We start from the raw sequence: 17,149 nt of genomic DNA, 5'->3' as shown, positions 1-17,149 counted from the left end.
ATCACTCGTCGAGCAGTTCGTTCAATCGGGCCTGTTCTTCGGCGGTCAGCTTGGAGCCTGTCGGCCTGCCTGCCCTCTTGCGTGCGAAGACGATCAGCGACAGGCCGCCTGCAACAACCAGCAGGAGCGGCGCGCCCCACAGCAGGATCGTTTTCGTTTCGAAACGTGGCTTCAACAGCACGAACTCGCCATATCGAGAAACGATGTAGTTCATGACCTGTTCATCGGTATCGCCATCGGTTAGCCGCTCGCGCACCAGCAAGCGCAGGTCCTTTGCGAGCTCGGCATTGGAATCGTCGATCGACTGATTCTGACAGACCATGCAGCGCAGTTCCGCGGAGATCGTCCGGGCTCGTGCCTCGAGCTTCGGATCTGCAAGAACCTCGTCCGGGTTGACGGCCGGCGCTGACGAAAGGAACATCGCCAGCACGAGGAGCAAGCGCCGGATCATTCCGCCGGCTCCATGGCCGGGGGCGCCGGTTTTGCTCTCCGGCTCGGAGCGCCGACACGCAGACGCCGGTCGCTGAGCGAAACGAACCCACCGATCGCCATGATCAGCGCACCGCCCCAGATGCAGAGGATGAAGGGCTTCCACCAGATACGCACGACGATACCGCCATCGTCCGTAGAATCCCCGAGGGACATGTAGAGCTGGCTAAGGCCGAAAGTCAGGATGCCGGCTTCGGTCGTCGGCATTTGGCGCGCCGCGTAGATCCGCTTGGATGACCAGACATCGGCCACCTCCACGCCACCGCGGCCGATGCTGAAGTGACCCCGCTCCTCGCTGTAGTTCGGGCCAGTGGCCGGCTTCATGCCGTCGAAACGCACGGAGTAGCCTCCGGCCTCCACGGTCTGGCCGGGTTTCATCTCGACCACATGCTCGGTTTCGAAGGTGGTGACCGCGACGATGCCGAGGACGGCGACGCCAAGCCCGGCATGAGCGAGCGCTGTGCCGAAGGCCGAGCGCGGCAGGCCGGCAAGGCGCCTCCAGGCGACAGAAGCCGCGACCTTGCCCGCGCCCGCGCGATACCAAAGATCGGCAATCGCGCCGAAAATCAGGAACAAAGCGGCAGCCAGCCCGAGCACGGCAAGCACCGGACCGCCATGCTCGATATAGAAAACGATGACCGCTGCAACAAAGGCCAGGATCGCAACCAGATAAAGCCGCTGGAAAACAGCCAGCAAGTCACCGCGCTTCCATGCCAGCAGCGGACCGAAGGGGACGATCACCAGCAGCGGCGCCATCAACAAGCCGAAGGTCATGTTAAAGAAGGGCGGTCCGACCGAGATCTTGTCGCCGGTCAGCGTCTCCAGCAGCAGCGGATAGAGCGTACCGGTCAGCACCGTGCCGCAAGCCACGGTGAGGATCAGATTGTTGAGAACGAGCGCACCTTCGCGCGAGATGGGAGCGAACAGGCCGCCTGCCGACAGGAGCGGCGCGCGGAATGCGAAGAGCGACAGCGCTCCGCCAATGAAAATCAGCAAAATGCACAGGATGAAGACGCCGCGCGACGGATCACTGGCAAAAGCATGTACCGAAGTCAGGACGCCGGATCGGACAAGAAAAGTGCCCATCAGCGACAGCGAGAACGTCAGGATGGCAAGCAGAACCGTCCAGATCTTCAGCGCCTCGCGCTTTTCCATGACGAGTGCCGAATGCAGCAGCGCCGTTCCGGCAAGCCACGGCATGAATGACGCATTCTCGACCGGGTCCCAAAACCACCAGCCGCCCCATCCAAGCTCGTAGTAGGCCCAATAAGAACCCATGGCGATGCCGAGCGTCAGAAACGTCCAGGCAGCCAGCGTCCAGGGGCGCACCCAGCGCGCCCACGCCGCGTCGATGCGCCCTTCGAGCAGCGCTGCCACGGCAAAGGAGAAGCAGACGGAGAAGCCGACGTAGCCGAGATAGAGCAACGGCGGGTGGATCGCCAAGCCGACGTCCTGCAGGACAGGGTTGAGGTCCTTCCCCTCGGCCGGAGCCGGATCCAAACGCATGAACGGGTTGGAGGTAAGAAGGATGAACAGGATGAACGCGACCGATATCCAAGCCTGAACGGCAAGCACGTTTGCCCGCAGCGAGTCCGGCAAATTGCGCCCGAAGGCTGCAACCAAGGCGCTGAAGAGCGCCAGGATCAGCAGCCAGAGCATCATGGAGCCTTCGTGATTGCCCCAGACCCCGGAAAACTTGAAAAGCAGCGGCACCAGCGAATGCGAATTCTCCCAGACGTTCGCCACCGAAAAGTCCGATACGACGTGAGCGTAAGTCAGAACGGCGAACGAGAAAGCCACAAGCGCGAACATCGCCAGGGAGCCTACGGACGCGACGTCCATCATCGCCCGGTCGAGGCGCCTTGCACCGATCACCGGAACAACGGAGACAATGAGCGCCGTCGCAAGCGCCAGGATAAGAGCGTAGTGGCCGATCTCGATGATCATTGCACCGCCTCCCCTTCCTTCCAGAGCCCTTGCGCCTTCAGCTTGTCGGCGACGTCCTTCGGCATGTACTTCTCATCGTGCTTGGCGAGCACCGTATCGGCGGTGAAGACGTCGCTGCCTGTTTCGAAACGGCCCTCGGTCACGACCCCCTGGCCCTCGCGAAAGAGGTCGGGGAGAATCCCGGTGTATCGCACCCTGACAAGGTCGCCAGTCGCGTCCGTCACGGCAAACTGCACCGTCGATCCCGCGCCGCGCACGATGCTGCCGTCGCCGACAAGACCGCCGAGCCGGATCCGGGTTCCAGGCGGCACCGGATTTTTCGCGATATCCGCGGGCATATAGAAATAGGCGACCGACTGGCTGAAGGCGAACATGACGAGCAGCACGGCGGCAATGATGAAACTCATGCCGCCACCGATGATTGCCAAGCGTTTCTGCTTGCGCGTCATTCCGTCATTCCTTCTGTCGCGATGTCGAGCTCTCGTGCCAACGCCAGCAGCTGCTTGCCTTGCTCGCTGCTTGCCGGAAACGCTGCCAGTCCGCGCTTCAAAGCTCCAACCGCACGATCCTTGTCCTTCAATACGACATAAGAGCGGACGAGCCGCAACCAGCCTTCTAGATTGTTCGGGTCTTCGGTGAGCTTGGCATCGAGGCTTTCCACCATGCCCTCAATCATCTGCTGCCGATCGCCAGTGTTCATGCTCTCGGCGGAAGCAACATCTGCCTGCGTCGGATTGCCCGGCGCCTGCCCAGCGCTGCCCGGCGACGCACCACCGTTCTTCGCAATATGCTCGGCGACCAGCGGCATCCAGGGCGCGTCGGCGGGCGATTGCTTGGCGAGGGCTTCAAAGGCGGCCTTAGCCTGTGCAGCCTGGCCGGCCTGTTCCATGCCGAGCGCAAGGTAGAAGCTCGCCTTCGGATTGTCGGGCTGCAGTTGAAGCGACTGTTCCAGCACCTTGCGTGCATCTTCGGTGACGACGCCGTTCGAGGTCGCCATTAGCGTCTCGGCAAGTCCGTCGAGGCGCGCAGCACTTGGCCCGAGCAGACGGATCGCATTGCGATAGGCGGTCTCGGCTTCGGCAACACGCATGGTGTTGAAGTAGATCGGCGCCAGCACCTCCCAGCCCCTGCCGTCATTGGGGCTCTGCGCCAGATGGCGCTCGGCCTTGGCGACCAGGATCGCCATATCGTTGCCGGGGTTCAAAAGTCGGGCTTCCAGCGGCTGCGACGGCAAATCCGGTCGCCCCACCAGAATGTAAAGACAGAGCCCCACGACCGGCAGCATCAGCAGCACGAAGGCTTCGGAGAGACGGTGATGCTTGGTGACCTTGCGATCGGTGACCGGCGCGACCGAGACGGTGATCAGGCGTCGGCCGATTTCGGCCCGCGCATAGTCCGCTTCCTCGGCTGAAATCAGTCCGCTGGCAAGGTCACGATCGAGCTCTCGCAACTGATCGCGATAGACGGCAGCCTCGCCGGCGCGCGTATCGTCGACCGCTCTCGCTCCACGCAAAAGCGGATAAAGCAGAATGACAGCAACAGCCGCCGTCAAAACGGCCACAAGAATCCAGAAAAGCATAGGCGCCAAATACTCGAAGCGAACGTCTATTCCAACAAGCAAAGCCGCAATGACGATTATTTGAGGCGTTTGGCCGCAATACGCAGCCTGCGGCTCATCCTATCGTCTGTTTTTGCTGCAAAACCGACTAACCGAGCGGCGACCAGCTACCATTGTCGTTTCGGCAGGCGGAGCCGCGCGCCACCGTCTCCTTGCCGTCGATCGTCACGCTGTGAGTATACTGACGGCAATTCTGCGAGCCGACCTGATAGGGCGCAGCCGCGACGACCTTGCCGCTGACATTGCGTCCGCTCCAGACGACAGGCTGTCCGACGCCGGCCCCTTCCAAGGCACGATACTCGGCTTCGAGGGCGCGCTGACGGTCGCTGTCGCTGAGGTCCACGTCGCTACGACCGATGATGCCGCCCTGCAACGCCGCAATATAGGTGGCCGAAGCCGGAGGCTTCCGCGAGAAAAGACCGCCCGAGCCACCGCTCTTCGTCGATTGACATCCAGAAAGCGTCATGGCGACGAGAAGCGAGGAAACGATCATGCCTTGCGAGCGTAGCATCATTCAGCCGAACCAGAATCAGGTGTCAATCAACGAGCCACACGCGCACCAAGCCGTGTCGGCAATAAGGCAAAGCATGCTATGCAATCGCCCAAGTCTATGTGACATCAAGCAATTGCTCACGCAACATCCTTTGTGATGCCCGGCAAAATAAGGCGGGCCTTCAGTCCCTGCCACTCGCCGCGGGACAATTCGAGTCGCCCCTGATACTCGTTGGAAATCTCCGTCACGATGGACAAGCCAAGCCCCGTACCTGGTTTGCTTTCATCCAGCCGCTTGCCGCGCTTCAGCGCTTCGCGGATCTGATCCGGCTCAAGTCCCGGTCCATCGTCCTCGACGACAAGCTCGACCCAGTGGCGGCGCCCGCTGCCCTCGGCGCCCTTGAGCTCCCCGGGTGCCTCCGCGACGGACAGGCGCACCTTGGTCGACGCAAAACGGGCGGCGTTCTCCAGAAGGTTGCCGACGACCTCCTCGAGGTCCTGCTGCTCCATGGCAACCGCGATATGGGGCGGCGCCACCGTGAGTTCGAACTCCTTGTCGACGTTCAAGCGTCGCATGACGCGCACCAGCCGTTCCATCGCCGGTTCGGCGTCGGTGCGGGCGAGCACGGATTCGCGTTGTGCGGCAATTCGGGCGCGGTTCAGATACGACTGCACCTGACCCTGCATCGCCTCCGCCTGGCTCCGCACGAGGTCGCCGTGAGAGCGTTCCAGAACGCGCGCCTCGTTGAGCAGCACGGCGATCGGCGTCTTCAGAGAGTGGGCCAGATTGCCGACCTGCATGCGCGCCCGCTCCACGATCCGGCGATTGCTGTCGATCAGCGCGTTGACTTCGTTTGCAAGCGGCAGGATCTCGCGCGGAAACTCGCCCTTCAACTGTTCGCTCTCGCCGGCGCGGATGCGTTCCAAAGCGGCGCGCGCCTTGTCGAGCGGCTTGAGGCCGTAGAGAATCGCGAGTGCGTTGACGATGAGGCTGCCGACGCCGAAGCCAGCCAGCGCCAGGTAAAGGCTGTGGGAAAAATTGCGAACGTCGTCTTCGACCACGTCGACGTTGCCGGTGACGCGGAAGCGCGCGGCGCGACCATCGGTATCCAGCACGACCTCGGTCTCGGCAACTTGGATACGGTTCCCCGAGGCATCGGTCACCTGGTAGTAGCGCTCGTAGTTCTTGTCGAAGGGCGCTTCGAGAACGGAGGGAACGGGGATCGAGACGGAGCCGAGCGACGGCGAGACCAGCGGCGGGGCCGTGTAAGTGCCGAGCGGCTCGACAACCCAGTACCAGCCCGTTTTCGGCTGAGCAAAGCGCAGATCGCCAAGCTGCGGGCTGCCGCTGAGCGCTCCTTGATCGCCAATCGTCACGGAGTTGATGACGTTGTAGAGCTGGGCGCGCAAAAGGTCCTGAAAGCCGCGCTCAGCGCTCTTCCGGTACAGCGTCGAGATCAAAAGGCCGATGACAACAAGCGCGACGGTTGACCAGATCGTGGTCAGCAGCAGGACGCGTGCAGTAAGCGACTTAATTCGCATTGTTCGGCGCTTGGATACGGTAGCCAAGCCCGCGCACCGTTTCGATCAGATCGACACCCATCTTTTTGCGAAGGCGCCCGACGAAAACCTCGATCGTGTTGGAATCGCGGTCGAAATCCTGATCGTACATATGCTCGACCAGTTCGGTGCGCGAAACCACTTCGCCCATGTGATGCATGAGATAGGAAAGCAGCCGGTATTCATGCGAGGTCAGCTTCAGCGCCACGCCGTTGACCGTGGCCTTCGAGCTCTTGGTATCGAGCCGCACCGGGCCGCAGATGATTTCGGACGAAGAGTGCCCCGCCGCCCGGCGGATTAGCGCGCGGATACGCGCCAGTACTTCCTCGACGTGGAAAGGCTTGGTGACATAGTCGTCGGCGCCGGCATCGATACCGGCGACCTTGTCGCTCCAGCGGTCGCGAGCCGTGAGGATCAGCACCGGCATACCGCGACCGGCGCCGCGCCACTTCTCGAGCACCGTCACGCCATCCAGTTCCGGCAGGCCGATATCAAGGATGATGGCATCATAGGGCTCGGTATCGCCAAGGAAATGCCCTTCCTCGCCGTCAAAAGCCTGATCGACGACGTAGCCTGCTTCCTTGAGGGTATCGCTGAGCTGCCGGTTCAGGTTGACGTCGTCTTCGACTACCAGAATGCGCATCGGTCCGCTTTACTCCGCTTGATCTTCTCGGTGTTTAGATAGGCCGATTCTGCCTACATCGGAACCTTGACGGTTACCTTACGCGGGCGCTGGCCGTTGCCCTGGACGAGAACGGTAATGATGCAGCTATCGCCCAAAGGCTGGACGGAAAGGAGCTGGCCTCCCGTTTTTTCCACAACGTCACGCGCCGCCTCGCTGCAATCGCCTGCAACGCGCACCGTCAGGGTACGCGGATTATCCGGTGTGGGCGACGTTATCGCCAGCCCGGCGGCTAGCGCTGCGACGCTCAAGGGAGAGGCCATGTGCAATGCTTTCAATGGATACTAACTTGGCCCAGACTATGTACTCAAGCGACCTGAATGGCAAATGAATGCCTTGTAATCCCTGATGCTTAGAACAATTCCGAATTCGCGCCACCCGTGTTCAAAAATGCGCTCGGCGAACGACGCCGCCGCTCGCCGGACCGGCGTCAAGCGGCGGACTTGATGGCCTCCTTGGCGGTGACATGCCCAAAGACGGCCAGCAGGCCGCCAAGCGCCGCCGGACTTTGCTGGATACCATCCACGGCAATGACCAGCGAGCCCGCTGCAGGATTGTGAATGGTGCGAACGCTGCTTGCAGCCGCATCGCGCCGGCGCCGCCCAGCAACTCGCGTTAGCCCCCGCTCTCGGCATCGGTGACATCGACGGTTTCGGCGTTGAAGGCGAGGCGTTTCGATGTCAGTCCCGCCACCGTTTCGTAGCTTGTTCCGTTGAATATCGTCAGGAGCAGGTCCTTGCCCTTCTGCGTCACCATCGCTCGCGCCCACTGATGTCATCCACTTGTCACTTTCAACCAGCCGGCGAAGCTGCTACGACCGACCGCCTCGCCGCAACCCCATCCGCCTCAAAGCCCGCCCATGCCTCGATCCATCCCCCTGCGCTCGGCGCAGACGGTCGCCGTCCTTGCCGTCACGCAGCTGATTGGCTGGGGCACCAGCTTCGATATGCTCGGCGTCATGGGTCGCGTCATCGCGCCCGATCTCGGCTTGCCGAACGAGGTGGTCTTCGGCGGGCTGAGCATCATGATGATCGTCAGCGCCTTTGCCGGCCCTGCAACGGGGCGCCTGCTGAACCGACATGGCGCCGCACGCCTGCTCGCCGCCGCATCGATCACCTTCACCCTCGGCCTGCTGCTGTTAGCCGCCGCGCAGGGTATCATCCTCTATGTGCTTGCCTGGATCGCCGTCGGCGCCAGTGGCGCCTTCGGTCTCTCCGCCCCGGCCTATACCGCCGTCGTCGAGCGCGCCGGACCTGACAGCAAACGCGTGATCGCCATCCTCATGCTGTTCACCGGCCTTTCGAGCGCAATCTTCTGGCCGATCCTCAGCCTGCTCAACGAGACCGTCGGCTGGCGCATCACTTTTCTGATCTGCGCTGCGCTGCAGTTTTTCGTATGCCTGCCGCTGCATCTTTTCGCCCTGCCGAAGCCGATCGCCTTTGCCGCGGACGGTAACGCCACACAGCAAACGCCGGTACCACTCTCCCCCGACGGACAACGCAAGGCGTTCCTTCTGATTGCCGCGGCAACGACGATCTCGACCTTCATCACCTTCGGCCTGTCGCCATCGCTGCTCGAAATCTTCCGCCAGTCCGGCGCCTCGCCGGCGCTGGCGCTGCAGCTCGGTTCGGCACGCGGTGTCATCGGCATTTCCGCTCGCTTCCTGGACATGCTGCTCGGCCGCCGTGGCAACCCGATTCTCAGCGCCGCAATGGGCGTGACCCTGATGGTATCAAGCTTTTTGCTGATGCTCGCAATGCCGCCCTCGACGCCGCTGCTGATCAGCTTCATCCTGCTCTACGGCTTCGGCTCCGGTGTGATGACGGTCGCCCGCGCACTGTTGCCGCTCGCCCTGTTCTCGCCACGCGAATACGGACTGCAATCCGCCCGGCTGTCGCTGCCGCAAAATCTCGCCAACGCCATCGCACCGGTCGTTTTCACGGCGATCCTCGACCGCGGAGGCGCTGGAACCGCAATCGCGACCTGCGCCATGCTTGCCCTCATGTCGCTCGGCTTCGTCCTGATGCTGGCGGCGCAGGTCAAGGCCGCCACTAGGCTGTGCGGACAGATTTGAGCGAGACGAAGCCCGCTGTGCATGCGACAATGGGCGAGAAATGTCGGTTCGTCTCTCGCATCGTGGGGCGACGCGCGCGTTCCCCGATCGCAGCGAGCAATAGCGACAACAATGCTGTTCGTTGTAAACAGTTCACCGCTTGATCTTGGAGAAGAAGCATGGACCGGTTCACTGGCGGCTGCCTGTGCGGCAGCGTCCGAATTGTGGCGTCGGGACGACCATACCGGGTCGGCCTTTGTCACTGTCTCGACTGCCGCAAGCATCATGGGGCTCTTTTTCACGCTTCTGCGATATTTCCTCAGGATGCGGTGACGATCGACGGCGAAACACGTGACTACGCCGGGCGGTTCTTCTGCCCCAGTTGCGGCTCGCCCGTCTTCGGACGCACTGGCGACGAGATCGAAGTGAACCTGGGGTCTCTCGATGCTCCCGACCAATTGAGGCCGACCTACGAACTCTGGACCGTCCGTCGCGAGTCCTGGCTGCCGCCGTTTCCACTGGCGAGACGATACGACCGCGATCGGGACACCACGAGTCGCTTCGAGGAATAGGTCGCCCGAACGGTGCGAGGCGCCGTTACGAAGCGACAGCGGGAGCCGGTTTTGTCACTTCCCTGAACCGCAGCTCTGCAACATAGAGCTTCGCCCTCGGTTCGCGCCGGCTCTGTGTCCTCAGGGAGACCGGGGCCGCGCCTTCTTTAGCGCCAACTGGTCTAGCACCTTCTTGAAGCTGAAGGACTGGGCGCTGGCGCTCGCAAGGCGGTCGACGATGCGAAAGGCGCGGATTGCTCTCGCACGGCGGCTTGCCATCATCATGCATGCGATGCTCAGGCGCGGCACCGAGTTCAAAGCCGCATAGCAAACGATCGCCCGGATAGGAGACCGAAACGAGCTTCCGAGCGGCGCGACGCCCAGGGAGGGAATGGATGACGGCGCCGATACTGTAGCATGCGGCCAACCAGATCGGCCGACTCCCATCAAGTACCACCTGAGCACGTAGAGAAGCCAGGCTCTCGAAAGCGTCCACAATGCTTGTAATCGAGCTGCCGCTCCTTGACCCATTAGAGAACGAGCTTCCGAGCGGCGCGACGCCCAGGGAGGGAATGGATGACGGCGCCGATACTGTAGCATGCGGCCAACCAGATCGGCCGACTCCCATCAAGTACCACCTGAGCACGTAGAGAAGCCAGGCTCTCGAAAGCGTCCACAATGCTTGTAATCGAGCTGCCGCTCCTTGACCCATTAGAGAACAATATCGGCGCAAAGCGGACGCTGGCGCTACCCCCAAGCTTAGTGGACAACGCGGCAACTTGCCGACACCATCACCCCAGCGGCTGCTTCACGGCCGCGTCGCTGTCATAGTCCGCCGCCATCCGCATTTCGCGGATCGGGCGCACGAGGTCGATGGAGCGCTGGTAGTCGGGATGTGCCTTGTAGGCGGCGAGTGCCGCCTCGTCGTCGAATTCGCCGTAGACCACGAGGTCGACGTCGGTTCCGAGCTGGTCGGTCTTGATGTTGGTGCCGATCTCCAGCAGGCGGGCGTGCGGGATGGCCGTCAGGATCGACAGGCCGGCGCGCACTTCATCCAGATTTTCCGCAGGCGCTGTGAAGAAGACGATGTGGCGGATCACGCGGAAACTCCTGTCAGGGTCTAGCCGAAGATCCGCGCGATAGCACGCACGAGCCAGGCCTTCAACCGCGCAAGCCGGCCCTTCGGCTGCTCGCGGCGGATGGCCGCAAGAAAGGTCTTGCCGTAGCCGGCGAGCTTCTCCGCCCGGTCCGTGCCGTTGACGATGCGGCGCGCATTGATCCAGTCGTCCGTCGTCTCGTTCAGATGGTCGGCGAGCTTGTGAGTGGCAAAGGAGCCCTGCACCATGCCTTCGATCAGGATCGAAACGGCCGCGTCCATCTCCATCGCCCGGTCGGGTTCGGCCACGAGATCGATGCCGGTCAGCCGGCTCATGGCCTCGTAGTTGCGCTTGTGGGTGAGCTGCACCAGGCCGCGGCCGAGCCAGCTCTTGCCATCCTCGTCCGGCCGCCAGTAGGGCGTCTTCACCCAGGAGAGCTTGCCGCCCGCATAAGCGTTTTCCAGGATCTCGATCGCCCGGGCGTCGGTCGCCGCCAGCGTCTCGCGCACCGGCTGCATCGCGTAGGCCGTCTCGTGATAGGCGGTCGCCATGATGTAGGCGAGCCAGCGCGGATCGGTGTCGGGCATCCGGTCCTCCCAGAAGTCGAGGATCGCCGTCATGCCCTCCACCTGCGGCTGATTCAGAGCACCCTTGAAGAGCGAACCCCGCACCGTGTCGAAGAAGAAGGGCCTGTCGATGTGGATAACCATGATACCCGCCTCAAAAAGTGGTACGGCGCTTTGCGCCTCAATCGATTAAAATTAATTCAATCGTTTAAAGTGTTTAAGCGCATGATTTACACGTAGTTTAAGCCGTGCCAGTGATTAACTCACCGTTAAATCAAGCACTCGGAGGAGAGCATGCAGCAGCCTGGCAACAGCAATCAGCCGACCATTCCCCAGCATGTCATCGACCAGCTCGAAAACGAGTGGCGCCAGGTCCGCCCTGAGCGGCAGACCCCGCGCCCGCCGCAGCCGCAGCCGCAACGCTAAGCCTCAGATACCCCTCACCCGGGTTCTTCATTTCCCTCCAGCATCAATGCCGTCAACGCCCAGACCAGCGCATCCAGCCGGTCGGGCGAGCGGCCGGATGAAATCCGGTCCGGGCCGAAGTCGCAACATCTGGTCTTCCAGCGCGACGAAGCGGCCGGCATGGGCAACTCGCCTCTGCTCGCAGAGTGCGGCGACCGGCTCGGCCCTCAGATACTTACCGCGGGTGGCGCGCACGGTCGAGAGCGGCAGGCTCTCGTCGAGGCTCTTTCGCATCGCGGCGACCATCTCGCCGCCCTGGTTGATCTCGGCGACCACGCGGTCGGCCGAAAAGCGCCGGCAGGCCCGCACCACCGCGCTTGCCCAGCCGGCCGTGCTTGCGCCCTGCAGCCAACAATCGGCAAGCACCGCAGCCCGGCCCGACGACGCCTCCTCCTGTCACGACGATGCGCAGCACGATTGCGGCGCCGCCGCCGGCGGATCGACGGCAACGACGACACGCCTGAGTTCGCCAGTGAAGCGGATCGTGGCGGCCTCGATCAACTCGCGCCGCCAGAGCGCGTCTTCGCGATCCTCGATCAGCTCATCGTCCAGCTTCTGACGCCCGAGCCGGGTGCCGCCGTAGCAGCCGGCGAGCGGGCGGCCGCGTGAGTTTTTCTGATTGGCCCGCGCCTATCAGCCTGTGCTAATTTTAAGAGCATGAACCAGGACGAGGTCATTTCGTTTGCGCTCAGCCTGCCGGAGGCGGTCGAGAGCGCGCACCACGGCACGCGCGATTTGCGCGTGCGCGGCAAGATATTCCTGACGATGCCGGATCAGGACTACTGCGTCGTCCGCCTGACACCCGACCAGCAGCATATGACGCTGGCTGTGGCACCCGACGACACGACTGCCGTGCCCGGGGGCTGGGGACTGCGCGGCTCGACCCGGCTCTTCTACGGCAAGGCGAGCGACGAACTGGTGCAGGATCTCGTGCGCAAGTCTTGGCGGAACGCCGCGCCGAAAACACTGCAAAGACAGTTCGTTGTCATCCCGTCCGGCTAATCCGATTCAACGATAGCCGGTCGCGTCGGCCGGCTTTTCGGCCTCCATCACCTCGTCCATGTAGCGCCAGCAATCCGGCCGCGAACCGTCCACGTCGTCGAAACCGTAGACCTTGGCCAGCCCGCCGCTCGAGAGCGACTGGCCGTTCCAGCGGGCGCGTTCGGGATCGGCTGCGAGTGCGGCGACCGCGCGGCCGGTAAAACGCGGCGTCTCGGAGATGACGAAGTGGGACTGCACCGCCGTTGCATCGCGCCAGTTCTCCTCGCCCACGCCGAGGATATCGAGCATCATCTCCGATCGCATCCAGCCGGGCGTGATGGCGACCGCGGTGGCGCCATGCGGCGCAAGGTCCTTTGCATGCGCCCAGGCCATGCGGATGACGCCCGTCTTGACGAGATCATAATAGGGGCAGAGGCGGTAATGCGTGGCATTGTATTCGGCCGTGCCGTCGGTCAGTTCGACCAGCAGGCCGCCGGGGTGTTCGATCATCAGCGCCAGCGCGTAGTGCGCGGTGATCAGGTGGGTGTCGATCGCCAGCCGCAGCATGTGCAGCCCCTTCTCCAGCGAATGCTCCCAAACTGGCTTGTTCCACTCCGTCAGATGCTCGCCGCCCCAGATATCGTTGACCAGGATGTCGAGCCGGCCCTGCTCGCGGCGGATCCTGCCGACCAGCGCCTCGACCTCCGCTGGTATGAGATGGTCGACGCGAAGAGCGATGCCCTTGCCGCCGGCGGCTGTGACCATGTCGGCCGTCTCCTCGATCGTTTCCGGCCGGGCGTACTCCGATTGCTCTGTCCGCGTCGTGCGGCCGGTAACGTAGACCGTGGCGCCGGCACCGCCCAGCTCCACCGCAATGCCGCGACCGGCACCGCGGGTGCCGCCGGCCACGAGGGCAATCTTTCCCGAAAGGTCTGCTGACACTGGCTTCTCCTCCACGCTTGAACCCGATGGATCGGTTTAACCGCGACTTGAATATAAACGAACGTTCGTTCATATTTAACGCGAACGCAAGAGGGAATTTGATGCCGCGCCCACGCACGCTTTCGGACGAACAGCTTCTCGACATGGTGCTGGAGCTCGTGCATGCCAAAGGACCAGATGCCGCAAGCTTCGGAGCGGTGTCGAAGATCAGCGGCCTTTCCGGCTCGACGCTCGTGCAGCGCTTCGGCACCAAGGCGGCAATGCTGCGGGCCTGCCTACTGCGCGCCTGGGACCGGCTGGACATGCAAACGGCCCGACTGATCCAATCCGTTCCGACGACATACGAGGGGGCCATAGACCTGCTCGTCGGCCTTTCGAAGGACTATGGCGACGATGTCGCCTCCTATGCGGAGGGATTGCTGCTCCTGAGGGAAGATCTGCGAGATCGGGCCTTGCGTGCTCGCGGTGCGGCGTGGGGCAGGACGCTCGCCGACGCGCTCGACCAGTGCCTTCACGCCCAAGGCAAGAAGCCTCTTGGAAGGCTGATGCTCTCGCAGTGGCAGGGCTGCCTGCTCTGGTGGGGCTTCGAGCCGCAAGGCTCGATCGAAGCCTATGTTCGCGGCGAGCTAAAGCAATTCCTTGAGACGACCGGTCAGTCCGGCACTACTTAGCCGTCTCCGGCTTCTTGGCACGCGCTTCGTCGCCAACCGTGAGCGGCCAATCAACCACGTAATCCTCGAAGTCGTCGACATCGACTTCGGTTTCGCTGATCGTGCGGCCGCGCGCCGAAACGCCGGCCGCATGCACCGTCTCGGGATCGCCGGAGACCAGCGGATGCCACCAGTAGAGATCGCGTCCCTCGTTGATCAATCGGTAGCCACAGGTCGGCGGCAGCCAGGCGATCTCGTCGACATTCTGCTTGGTCAGCTGAACGCAATCGGGCACAAAGTCCCAGCGGTTTTCGTAGCTGGAACAGCGACAACTCTCATTGTCGAGCAGCTTGCAGCGGATCGACGTGAAGTAGATGTCGCCGCTATCCCACTCCTCGAGCTTGTTGAGACAACACAGGCCGCAGCCGTCGCACAGGCTCTCCCATTCCGTCGTCGTCATCTCGGCGAGCGTCTTCGTCTTCCAGAAGGGTATTTCTTCCATCATTCCGTTCTTGCAACAGCTCCTCGCAAAATCGCGTGAGAGCTTCCATTTCTCTTGTTCTTGTCAGGCAAATCAACCAATGATTCACCAAGCTCCGGTTGCTCCGGGGCACTGTCGGCAGATTTGCCATAGTCCGGCGTCAGGTTCCTCCGACGTCGAAGTGACTGATCGGGCGGGAATATAAGACGTGACGGATCCGGACAATCCAGAAAAACGGCCGCGCAAGCAACGCCACCTGTTGCTGAAGATCGACTCGTGGATCGATTCGACCATCTGGAACGCCGGTTTTCGCTCGGCCGAAATCTGGGAAGACATCACCATCTTCTTTCGCCGCTTCCGCGTCCGCGGCTGGAAGCGCATCGTCTTTGAACTCGGCGGGGAAGGCCTGACGCTCGGTGCCGTCGCCGCCGTCCTGATGCTGGCCCTTGCCCAGCCTGCCTTCGAGGCTACCAAGGAAGATTGGCGCAATCGCGGCGACTATGCCGTCACCTTCCTCGACCGCTACGGCAACGTCATCGGCCATCGCGGCGTCATCCACCAGAATTCCGTCCCGATCGATGAACTGCCTGACGCACTGATCAAATCGGTGCTGGCAACCGAAGACCGTCGCTTCTTCGACCACTTCGGCATCGACGTCATCGGCCTCTTCCGCGCGGTGGTCACCAACGCCCAGGCCGGCGAAGTCGTTCAGGGCGGCTCGACGCTGACGCAGCAGCTCGCCAAGAACCTGTTCCTCTCCAACGAACGCTCGATCGATCGAAAGATCACGGAAGCCTTCCTGGCCTTGTGGCTCGAAGCCACCCTCTCCAAGAAGGAAATTCTCTCCACCTACCTGGACCGCGCCTATATGGGCGGCGGCACGTTTGGTGCTGCGGCGGCGGCGCAGTTCTATTTCGGCAAGAGCATCACCGATGTCAATCTGGCCGAATCCGCGATGCTTGCCGGCCTGTTCAAGGCCCCGGCGAAATATGCGCCGCACGTCAACCTGCCGGCGGCGCGCGGTCGCGCCAACGAGGTGTTGACCAACCTCGTCCAAAGCGGCCTGATGACCGAGGGCCAGGTGATCGCCGCCCGGCGCAATCCAGCGACGGTCGTCGACCGCAACCAGGTGGAATCGCCCGATTTCTTCCTCGACTGGGCCTTTGATGAGGTGATGCGGTTGTCGACACGCTTCCATCAGCATTCGCTCGTCGTCCGGACCACGATCGACATGGGCCTGCAGAGCGCGGCCGAAGATTCGGTCGAAACGTCGTTGCGCGAGTATGGCGAGAGCTATCACGCCAAGCAGGGCGCGATGGTCGTGCTCGAAAACGGCGGTGCGGTGCGCGCCATGGTCGGCGGACGGGACTATGGCGAAAGCCAGTTCAACCGCGCCACCAAGGCGCTGCGCCAGCCGGGCTCGTCCTTCAAGGTCTACACCTATTCGGTGGCGATGGAGAGCGGCATGACGCCCGACACCATCGTCGTCGACGCGCCCATCTACTGGGGCAACTGGAGCCCGCATAACTACGCCAACAAGTATGCCGGCCGTGTCACCATCGCGACCGCCATTGCCCAGTCGATCAACACCATCCCGGTGCGCCTCGCCAAGGAGAAGTTAGGCATCCAGCCGATCCGCGCGATGGCGAAGAATCTCGGGGTCGAATCGCCTGTGCGCGACGACGTGACGATCCCGATCGGCACCTCAGAAGTGACCGTGCTCGACCAGGCGACGGCCTATGCCGTCTTCCCGGCGGGCGGTTACCAGTCGCGCCGTCACGGCATCACACAGGTTCTGGATTACGGTGGTGACGTCCTCTACGACTTCGACCGTGACGAGCCGCCCGCCAAGCGTGTGCTCTCCGAGAAGGCCGATACCTATATGAACCAGATGCTGTCGCGCGTCCCCTATGTCGGCACTGCGCGCAAGGCAGCCCTCGACAACGGCATCCTGACCGCCGGCAAGACGGGCACGACGCAGGCCTATCGTGACGCCTGGTTCATCGGCTACACCGGCAACTACACCGCCGCCGTCTGGTTCGGCAATGACGACTACACCTCGACCAACAAGATGACCGGCGGCTCGCTGCCGGCAATGACCTTCAAGCGCGCGATGGACTACGCCCACCAGGGCATCACTCTGCGGCAAATCCCCGGCACACAGCCGCTGCCGCCTGATAAGACGGTCAAGACCGTTGCCGCCGAGCCCGCGGAAGGCAGCCCGCCTCCCCTCATTCGTCCGCGGATGCTCTCGGTCGATTCGACGCGTATTCTCAAGGAGATTGGACAGGCGCTGAAGGCGGCCCCACCGCTTACAGCGCAAAAGGTGGCGAGCGCCAACTGAGGGCCACCACCTGGAGCTCAATGACGATTTCACGTTGCGAAAACGTCGCTTTGGTCCGATTGCTGCCGCTGAGATGCGATGTGCGGGCTGATAGTTTCGCTGGATGGCAGCTGCGCGAAGCACTCGGCCGGTGTCCAATGAGAGGAACCACACAACGCGCCCGCCAACGTGTCCGCTTGGTCACGAGCGGAGTATCTGACACTTCCGCTTTGCGCCAAGAGGCATCATCGC

Annotated in this window: 18 protein-coding genes and 3 pseudogenes; 7 read left to right on the top strand and 14 right to left on the bottom strand. The window is 62.7% G+C overall.

The genetic code is table 11. From position 1 onward, the window contains the following. Position 1 precedes the first annotated feature (1 nt). The 9 genes and pseudogenes from BSG20_RS05735 to BSG20_RS05695 form a co-directional block, all read right to left on the bottom strand. Positions 2 to 451: a cytochrome c-type biogenesis protein gene (locus BSG20_RS05735; RefSeq protein WP_072372199.1), complete on the bottom strand. Its 450-nt coding sequence runs from the start codon at positions 449 to 451 to the stop codon at positions 2 to 4. Beyond that, positions 448 to 2,436, bottom strand: a complete 1,989-nt coding sequence (locus BSG20_RS05730; protein ID WP_072372196.1) for a heme lyase CcmF/NrfE family subunit — start codon at positions 2,434 to 2,436, stop codon at positions 448 to 450. Before BSG20_RS05730 ends, BSG20_RS05735 begins: the two co-directional genes overlap by 4 nt. Continuing rightward, on the bottom strand, positions 2,433 to 2,885 hold the full coding sequence (gene ccmE / locus BSG20_RS05725; RefSeq protein WP_072372193.1) for a cytochrome c maturation protein CcmE: 453 nt from the start codon (positions 2,883 to 2,885) through the stop codon (positions 2,433 to 2,435). Before ccmE ends, BSG20_RS05730 begins: the two co-directional genes overlap by 4 nt. Then, on the bottom strand, positions 2,882 to 4,015 hold the full coding sequence (ccmI, locus tag BSG20_RS05720) for a c-type cytochrome biogenesis protein CcmI (protein ID WP_072372190.1): 1,134 nt from the start codon (positions 4,013 to 4,015) through the stop codon (positions 2,882 to 2,884). Before ccmI ends, ccmE begins: the two co-directional genes overlap by 4 nt. A gap of 127 nt (positions 4,016 to 4,142) precedes the next feature. Beyond that, on the bottom strand, positions 4,143 to 4,568 hold the full coding sequence (locus BSG20_RS05715; protein ID WP_072372188.1) for a hypothetical protein: 426 nt from the start codon (positions 4,566 to 4,568) through the stop codon (positions 4,143 to 4,145). A 116-nt stretch (positions 4,569 to 4,684) separates the two neighbouring features. Then, positions 4,685 to 6,088 (bottom strand): sensor histidine kinase, encoded by a 1,404-nt coding sequence (locus tag BSG20_RS05710; protein ID WP_072372184.1) that lies wholly within the window; start codon positions 6,086 to 6,088, stop codon positions 4,685 to 4,687. Further along, a complete protein-coding gene (locus BSG20_RS05705) occupies positions 6,078 to 6,749 on the bottom strand; it encodes a response regulator transcription factor (protein WP_018860060.1) in 672 nt (223 codons plus the stop codon). The genes BSG20_RS05710 and BSG20_RS05705 overlap by 11 nt, the downstream gene beginning before the upstream one ends. Positions 6,750 to 6,802: 53 nt before the next feature. Further along, a complete protein-coding gene (locus BSG20_RS05700; protein ID WP_024313764.1) occupies positions 6,803 to 7,051 on the bottom strand; it encodes a hypothetical protein in 249 nt (82 codons plus the stop codon). A gap of 355 nt (positions 7,052 to 7,406) precedes the next feature. Then, a pseudogene (locus BSG20_RS05695) lies at positions 7,407 to 7,544 on the bottom strand (phage tail tube protein); the annotation flags it as partial. A 103-nt stretch (positions 7,545 to 7,647) separates the two neighbouring features. Here BSG20_RS05695 and BSG20_RS05690 point away from each other — a divergent pair. The 3 genes and pseudogenes from BSG20_RS05690 to BSG20_RS35505 form a co-directional block, all read left to right on the top strand. After that, a complete protein-coding gene (locus BSG20_RS05690) occupies positions 7,648 to 8,862 on the top strand; it encodes an MFS transporter (protein ID WP_072372181.1) in 1,215 nt (404 codons plus the stop codon). Between the two features lie 158 nt (positions 8,863 to 9,020). Then, the gene (locus tag BSG20_RS05685) at positions 9,021 to 9,413 is read left to right on the top strand and encodes a GFA family protein (RefSeq protein ID WP_072372178.1); all 393 of its coding nucleotides are present in this window, start codon (positions 9,021 to 9,023) and stop codon (positions 9,411 to 9,413) included. Between the two features lie 172 nt (positions 9,414 to 9,585). Further along, positions 9,586 to 9,720: pseudogene (locus BSG20_RS35505) on the top strand (IS110 family transposase); the annotation flags it as partial. A gap of 463 nt (positions 9,721 to 10,183) precedes the next feature. Here the strand turns inward: BSG20_RS35505 and BSG20_RS05680 are convergent. Both BSG20_RS05680 and BSG20_RS05675 read right to left on the bottom strand, forming a co-directional pair. Then, positions 10,184 to 10,492 (bottom strand): Dabb family protein, encoded by a 309-nt coding sequence (locus BSG20_RS05680; protein ID WP_072372162.1) that lies wholly within the window; start codon positions 10,490 to 10,492, stop codon positions 10,184 to 10,186. A 20-nt stretch (positions 10,493 to 10,512) separates the two neighbouring features. Beyond that, positions 10,513 to 11,199 (bottom strand): glycoside hydrolase family 19 protein, encoded by a 687-nt coding sequence (locus tag BSG20_RS05675; RefSeq protein ID WP_072372159.1) that lies wholly within the window; start codon positions 11,197 to 11,199, stop codon positions 10,513 to 10,515. Positions 11,200 to 11,349: 150 nt separating this feature from the next. On the opposite strand from BSG20_RS05675, the gene BSG20_RS38350 reads away from it, so the two are divergent. After that, on the top strand, positions 11,350 to 11,481 hold the full coding sequence (locus tag BSG20_RS38350) for a hypothetical protein (protein ID WP_258579391.1): 132 nt from the start codon (positions 11,350 to 11,352) through the stop codon (positions 11,479 to 11,481). Positions 11,482 to 11,484: 3 nt separating this feature from the next. Here BSG20_RS38350 and BSG20_RS37250 read toward each other — a convergent pair. Further along, positions 11,485 to 12,114: pseudogene (locus BSG20_RS37250) on the bottom strand (phage terminase large subunit family protein); the annotation flags it as partial. A 63-nt stretch (positions 12,115 to 12,177) separates the two neighbouring features. On the opposite strand from BSG20_RS37250, the gene BSG20_RS05660 reads away from it, so the two are divergent. After that, entirely contained in the window at positions 12,178 to 12,522 is a 345-nt protein-coding gene (locus BSG20_RS05660; protein ID WP_072372153.1) for an MmcQ/YjbR family DNA-binding protein, read from the top strand. A gap of 6 nt (positions 12,523 to 12,528) precedes the next feature. Here the strand turns inward: BSG20_RS05660 and BSG20_RS05655 are convergent, their stop codons facing one another. Next, a complete protein-coding gene (locus tag BSG20_RS05655) occupies positions 12,529 to 13,443 on the bottom strand; it encodes an SDR family oxidoreductase (RefSeq protein ID WP_072372150.1) in 915 nt (304 codons plus the stop codon). A 101-nt stretch (positions 13,444 to 13,544) separates the two neighbouring features. Between BSG20_RS05655 and BSG20_RS05650 the strand changes: the two genes are divergently transcribed. Then, complete coding sequence (locus BSG20_RS05650) at positions 13,545 to 14,114, top strand: TetR/AcrR family transcriptional regulator (protein WP_072372147.1); 570 nt, start codon at positions 13,545 to 13,547, stop codon at positions 14,112 to 14,114. Here the strand turns inward: BSG20_RS05650 and BSG20_RS05645 are convergent. After that, positions 14,107 to 14,595, bottom strand: coding sequence for a YcgN family cysteine cluster protein (locus BSG20_RS05645; protein ID WP_072372175.1), 489 nt, complete (start codon positions 14,593 to 14,595; stop codon positions 14,107 to 14,109). The two genes, BSG20_RS05650 and BSG20_RS05645, sit on opposite strands and share 8 nt — an antisense overlap. 187 nt (positions 14,596 to 14,782) lie before the next feature. Here BSG20_RS05645 and BSG20_RS05640 point away from each other — a divergent pair, with 187 nt between their 5' ends. Next, entirely contained in the window at positions 14,783 to 16,918 is a 2,136-nt protein-coding gene (locus BSG20_RS05640; protein WP_072372144.1) for a transglycosylase domain-containing protein, read from the top strand. Positions 16,919 to 17,149 lie beyond the last annotated feature (231 nt).

The sequence above is a fragment of the Rhizobium tibeticum genome (assembly GCF_900110205.1).
Taxonomy (GTDB): domain Bacteria; phylum Pseudomonadota; class Alphaproteobacteria; order Rhizobiales; family Rhizobiaceae; genus Rhizobium; species Rhizobium tibeticum.
Note: the sequence above shows the minus strand (reverse complement) of the source record. Positions and strands in the feature narration are given on the sequence as shown.

Excerpts from the sequence above, each read along its gene's own strand:
- BSG20_RS05645 (WP_072372175.1), bottom strand. The coding sequence starts at position 14,595 with ATGGAAGAAATACCCTTCTGGAAGACGAAGACGCTCGCCGAGATGACG.
- BSG20_RS05730 (WP_072372196.1), bottom strand. The coding sequence starts at position 2,436 with ATGATCATCGAGATCGGCCACTACGCTCTTATCCTGGCGCTTGCGACG.
- ccmE (WP_072372193.1), bottom strand. The coding sequence starts at position 2,885 with ATGACGCGCAAGCAGAAACGCTTGGCAATCATCGGTGGCGGCATGAGT.
- BSG20_RS05690 (WP_072372181.1), top strand. The coding sequence starts at position 7,648 with ATGCCTCGATCCATCCCCCTGCGCTCGGCGCAGACGGTCGCCGTCCTT.
- BSG20_RS05675 (WP_072372159.1), bottom strand. The coding sequence starts at position 11,199 with ATGGTTATCCACATCGACAGGCCCTTCTTCTTCGACACGGTGCGGGGT.
- BSG20_RS05660 (WP_072372153.1), top strand. The coding sequence starts at position 12,178 with ATGAACCAGGACGAGGTCATTTCGTTTGCGCTCAGCCTGCCGGAGGCG.
- BSG20_RS05705 (WP_018860060.1), bottom strand. The coding sequence starts at position 6,749 with ATGCGCATTCTGGTAGTCGAAGACGACGTCAACCTGAACCGGCAGCTC.
- BSG20_RS05735 (WP_072372199.1), bottom strand. The coding sequence starts at position 451 with ATGATCCGGCGCTTGCTCCTCGTGCTGGCGATGTTCCTTTCGTCAGCG.
- BSG20_RS38350 (WP_258579391.1), top strand. The coding sequence starts at position 11,350 with ATGCAGCAGCCTGGCAACAGCAATCAGCCGACCATTCCCCAGCATGTC.
- BSG20_RS05710 (WP_072372184.1), bottom strand. The coding sequence starts at position 6,088 with ATGCGAATTAAGTCGCTTACTGCACGCGTCCTGCTGCTGACCACGATC.
- BSG20_RS05715 (WP_072372188.1), bottom strand. The coding sequence starts at position 4,568 with ATGATGCTACGCTCGCAAGGCATGATCGTTTCCTCGCTTCTCGTCGCC.
- ccmI (WP_072372190.1), bottom strand. The coding sequence starts at position 4,015 with ATGCTTTTCTGGATTCTTGTGGCCGTTTTGACGGCGGCTGTTGCTGTC.
- BSG20_RS05650 (WP_072372147.1), top strand. The coding sequence starts at position 13,545 with ATGCCGCGCCCACGCACGCTTTCGGACGAACAGCTTCTCGACATGGTG.
- BSG20_RS05685 (WP_072372178.1), top strand. The coding sequence starts at position 9,021 with ATGGACCGGTTCACTGGCGGCTGCCTGTGCGGCAGCGTCCGAATTGTG.
- BSG20_RS05700 (WP_024313764.1), bottom strand. The coding sequence starts at position 7,051 with ATGGCCTCTCCCTTGAGCGTCGCAGCGCTAGCCGCCGGGCTGGCGATA.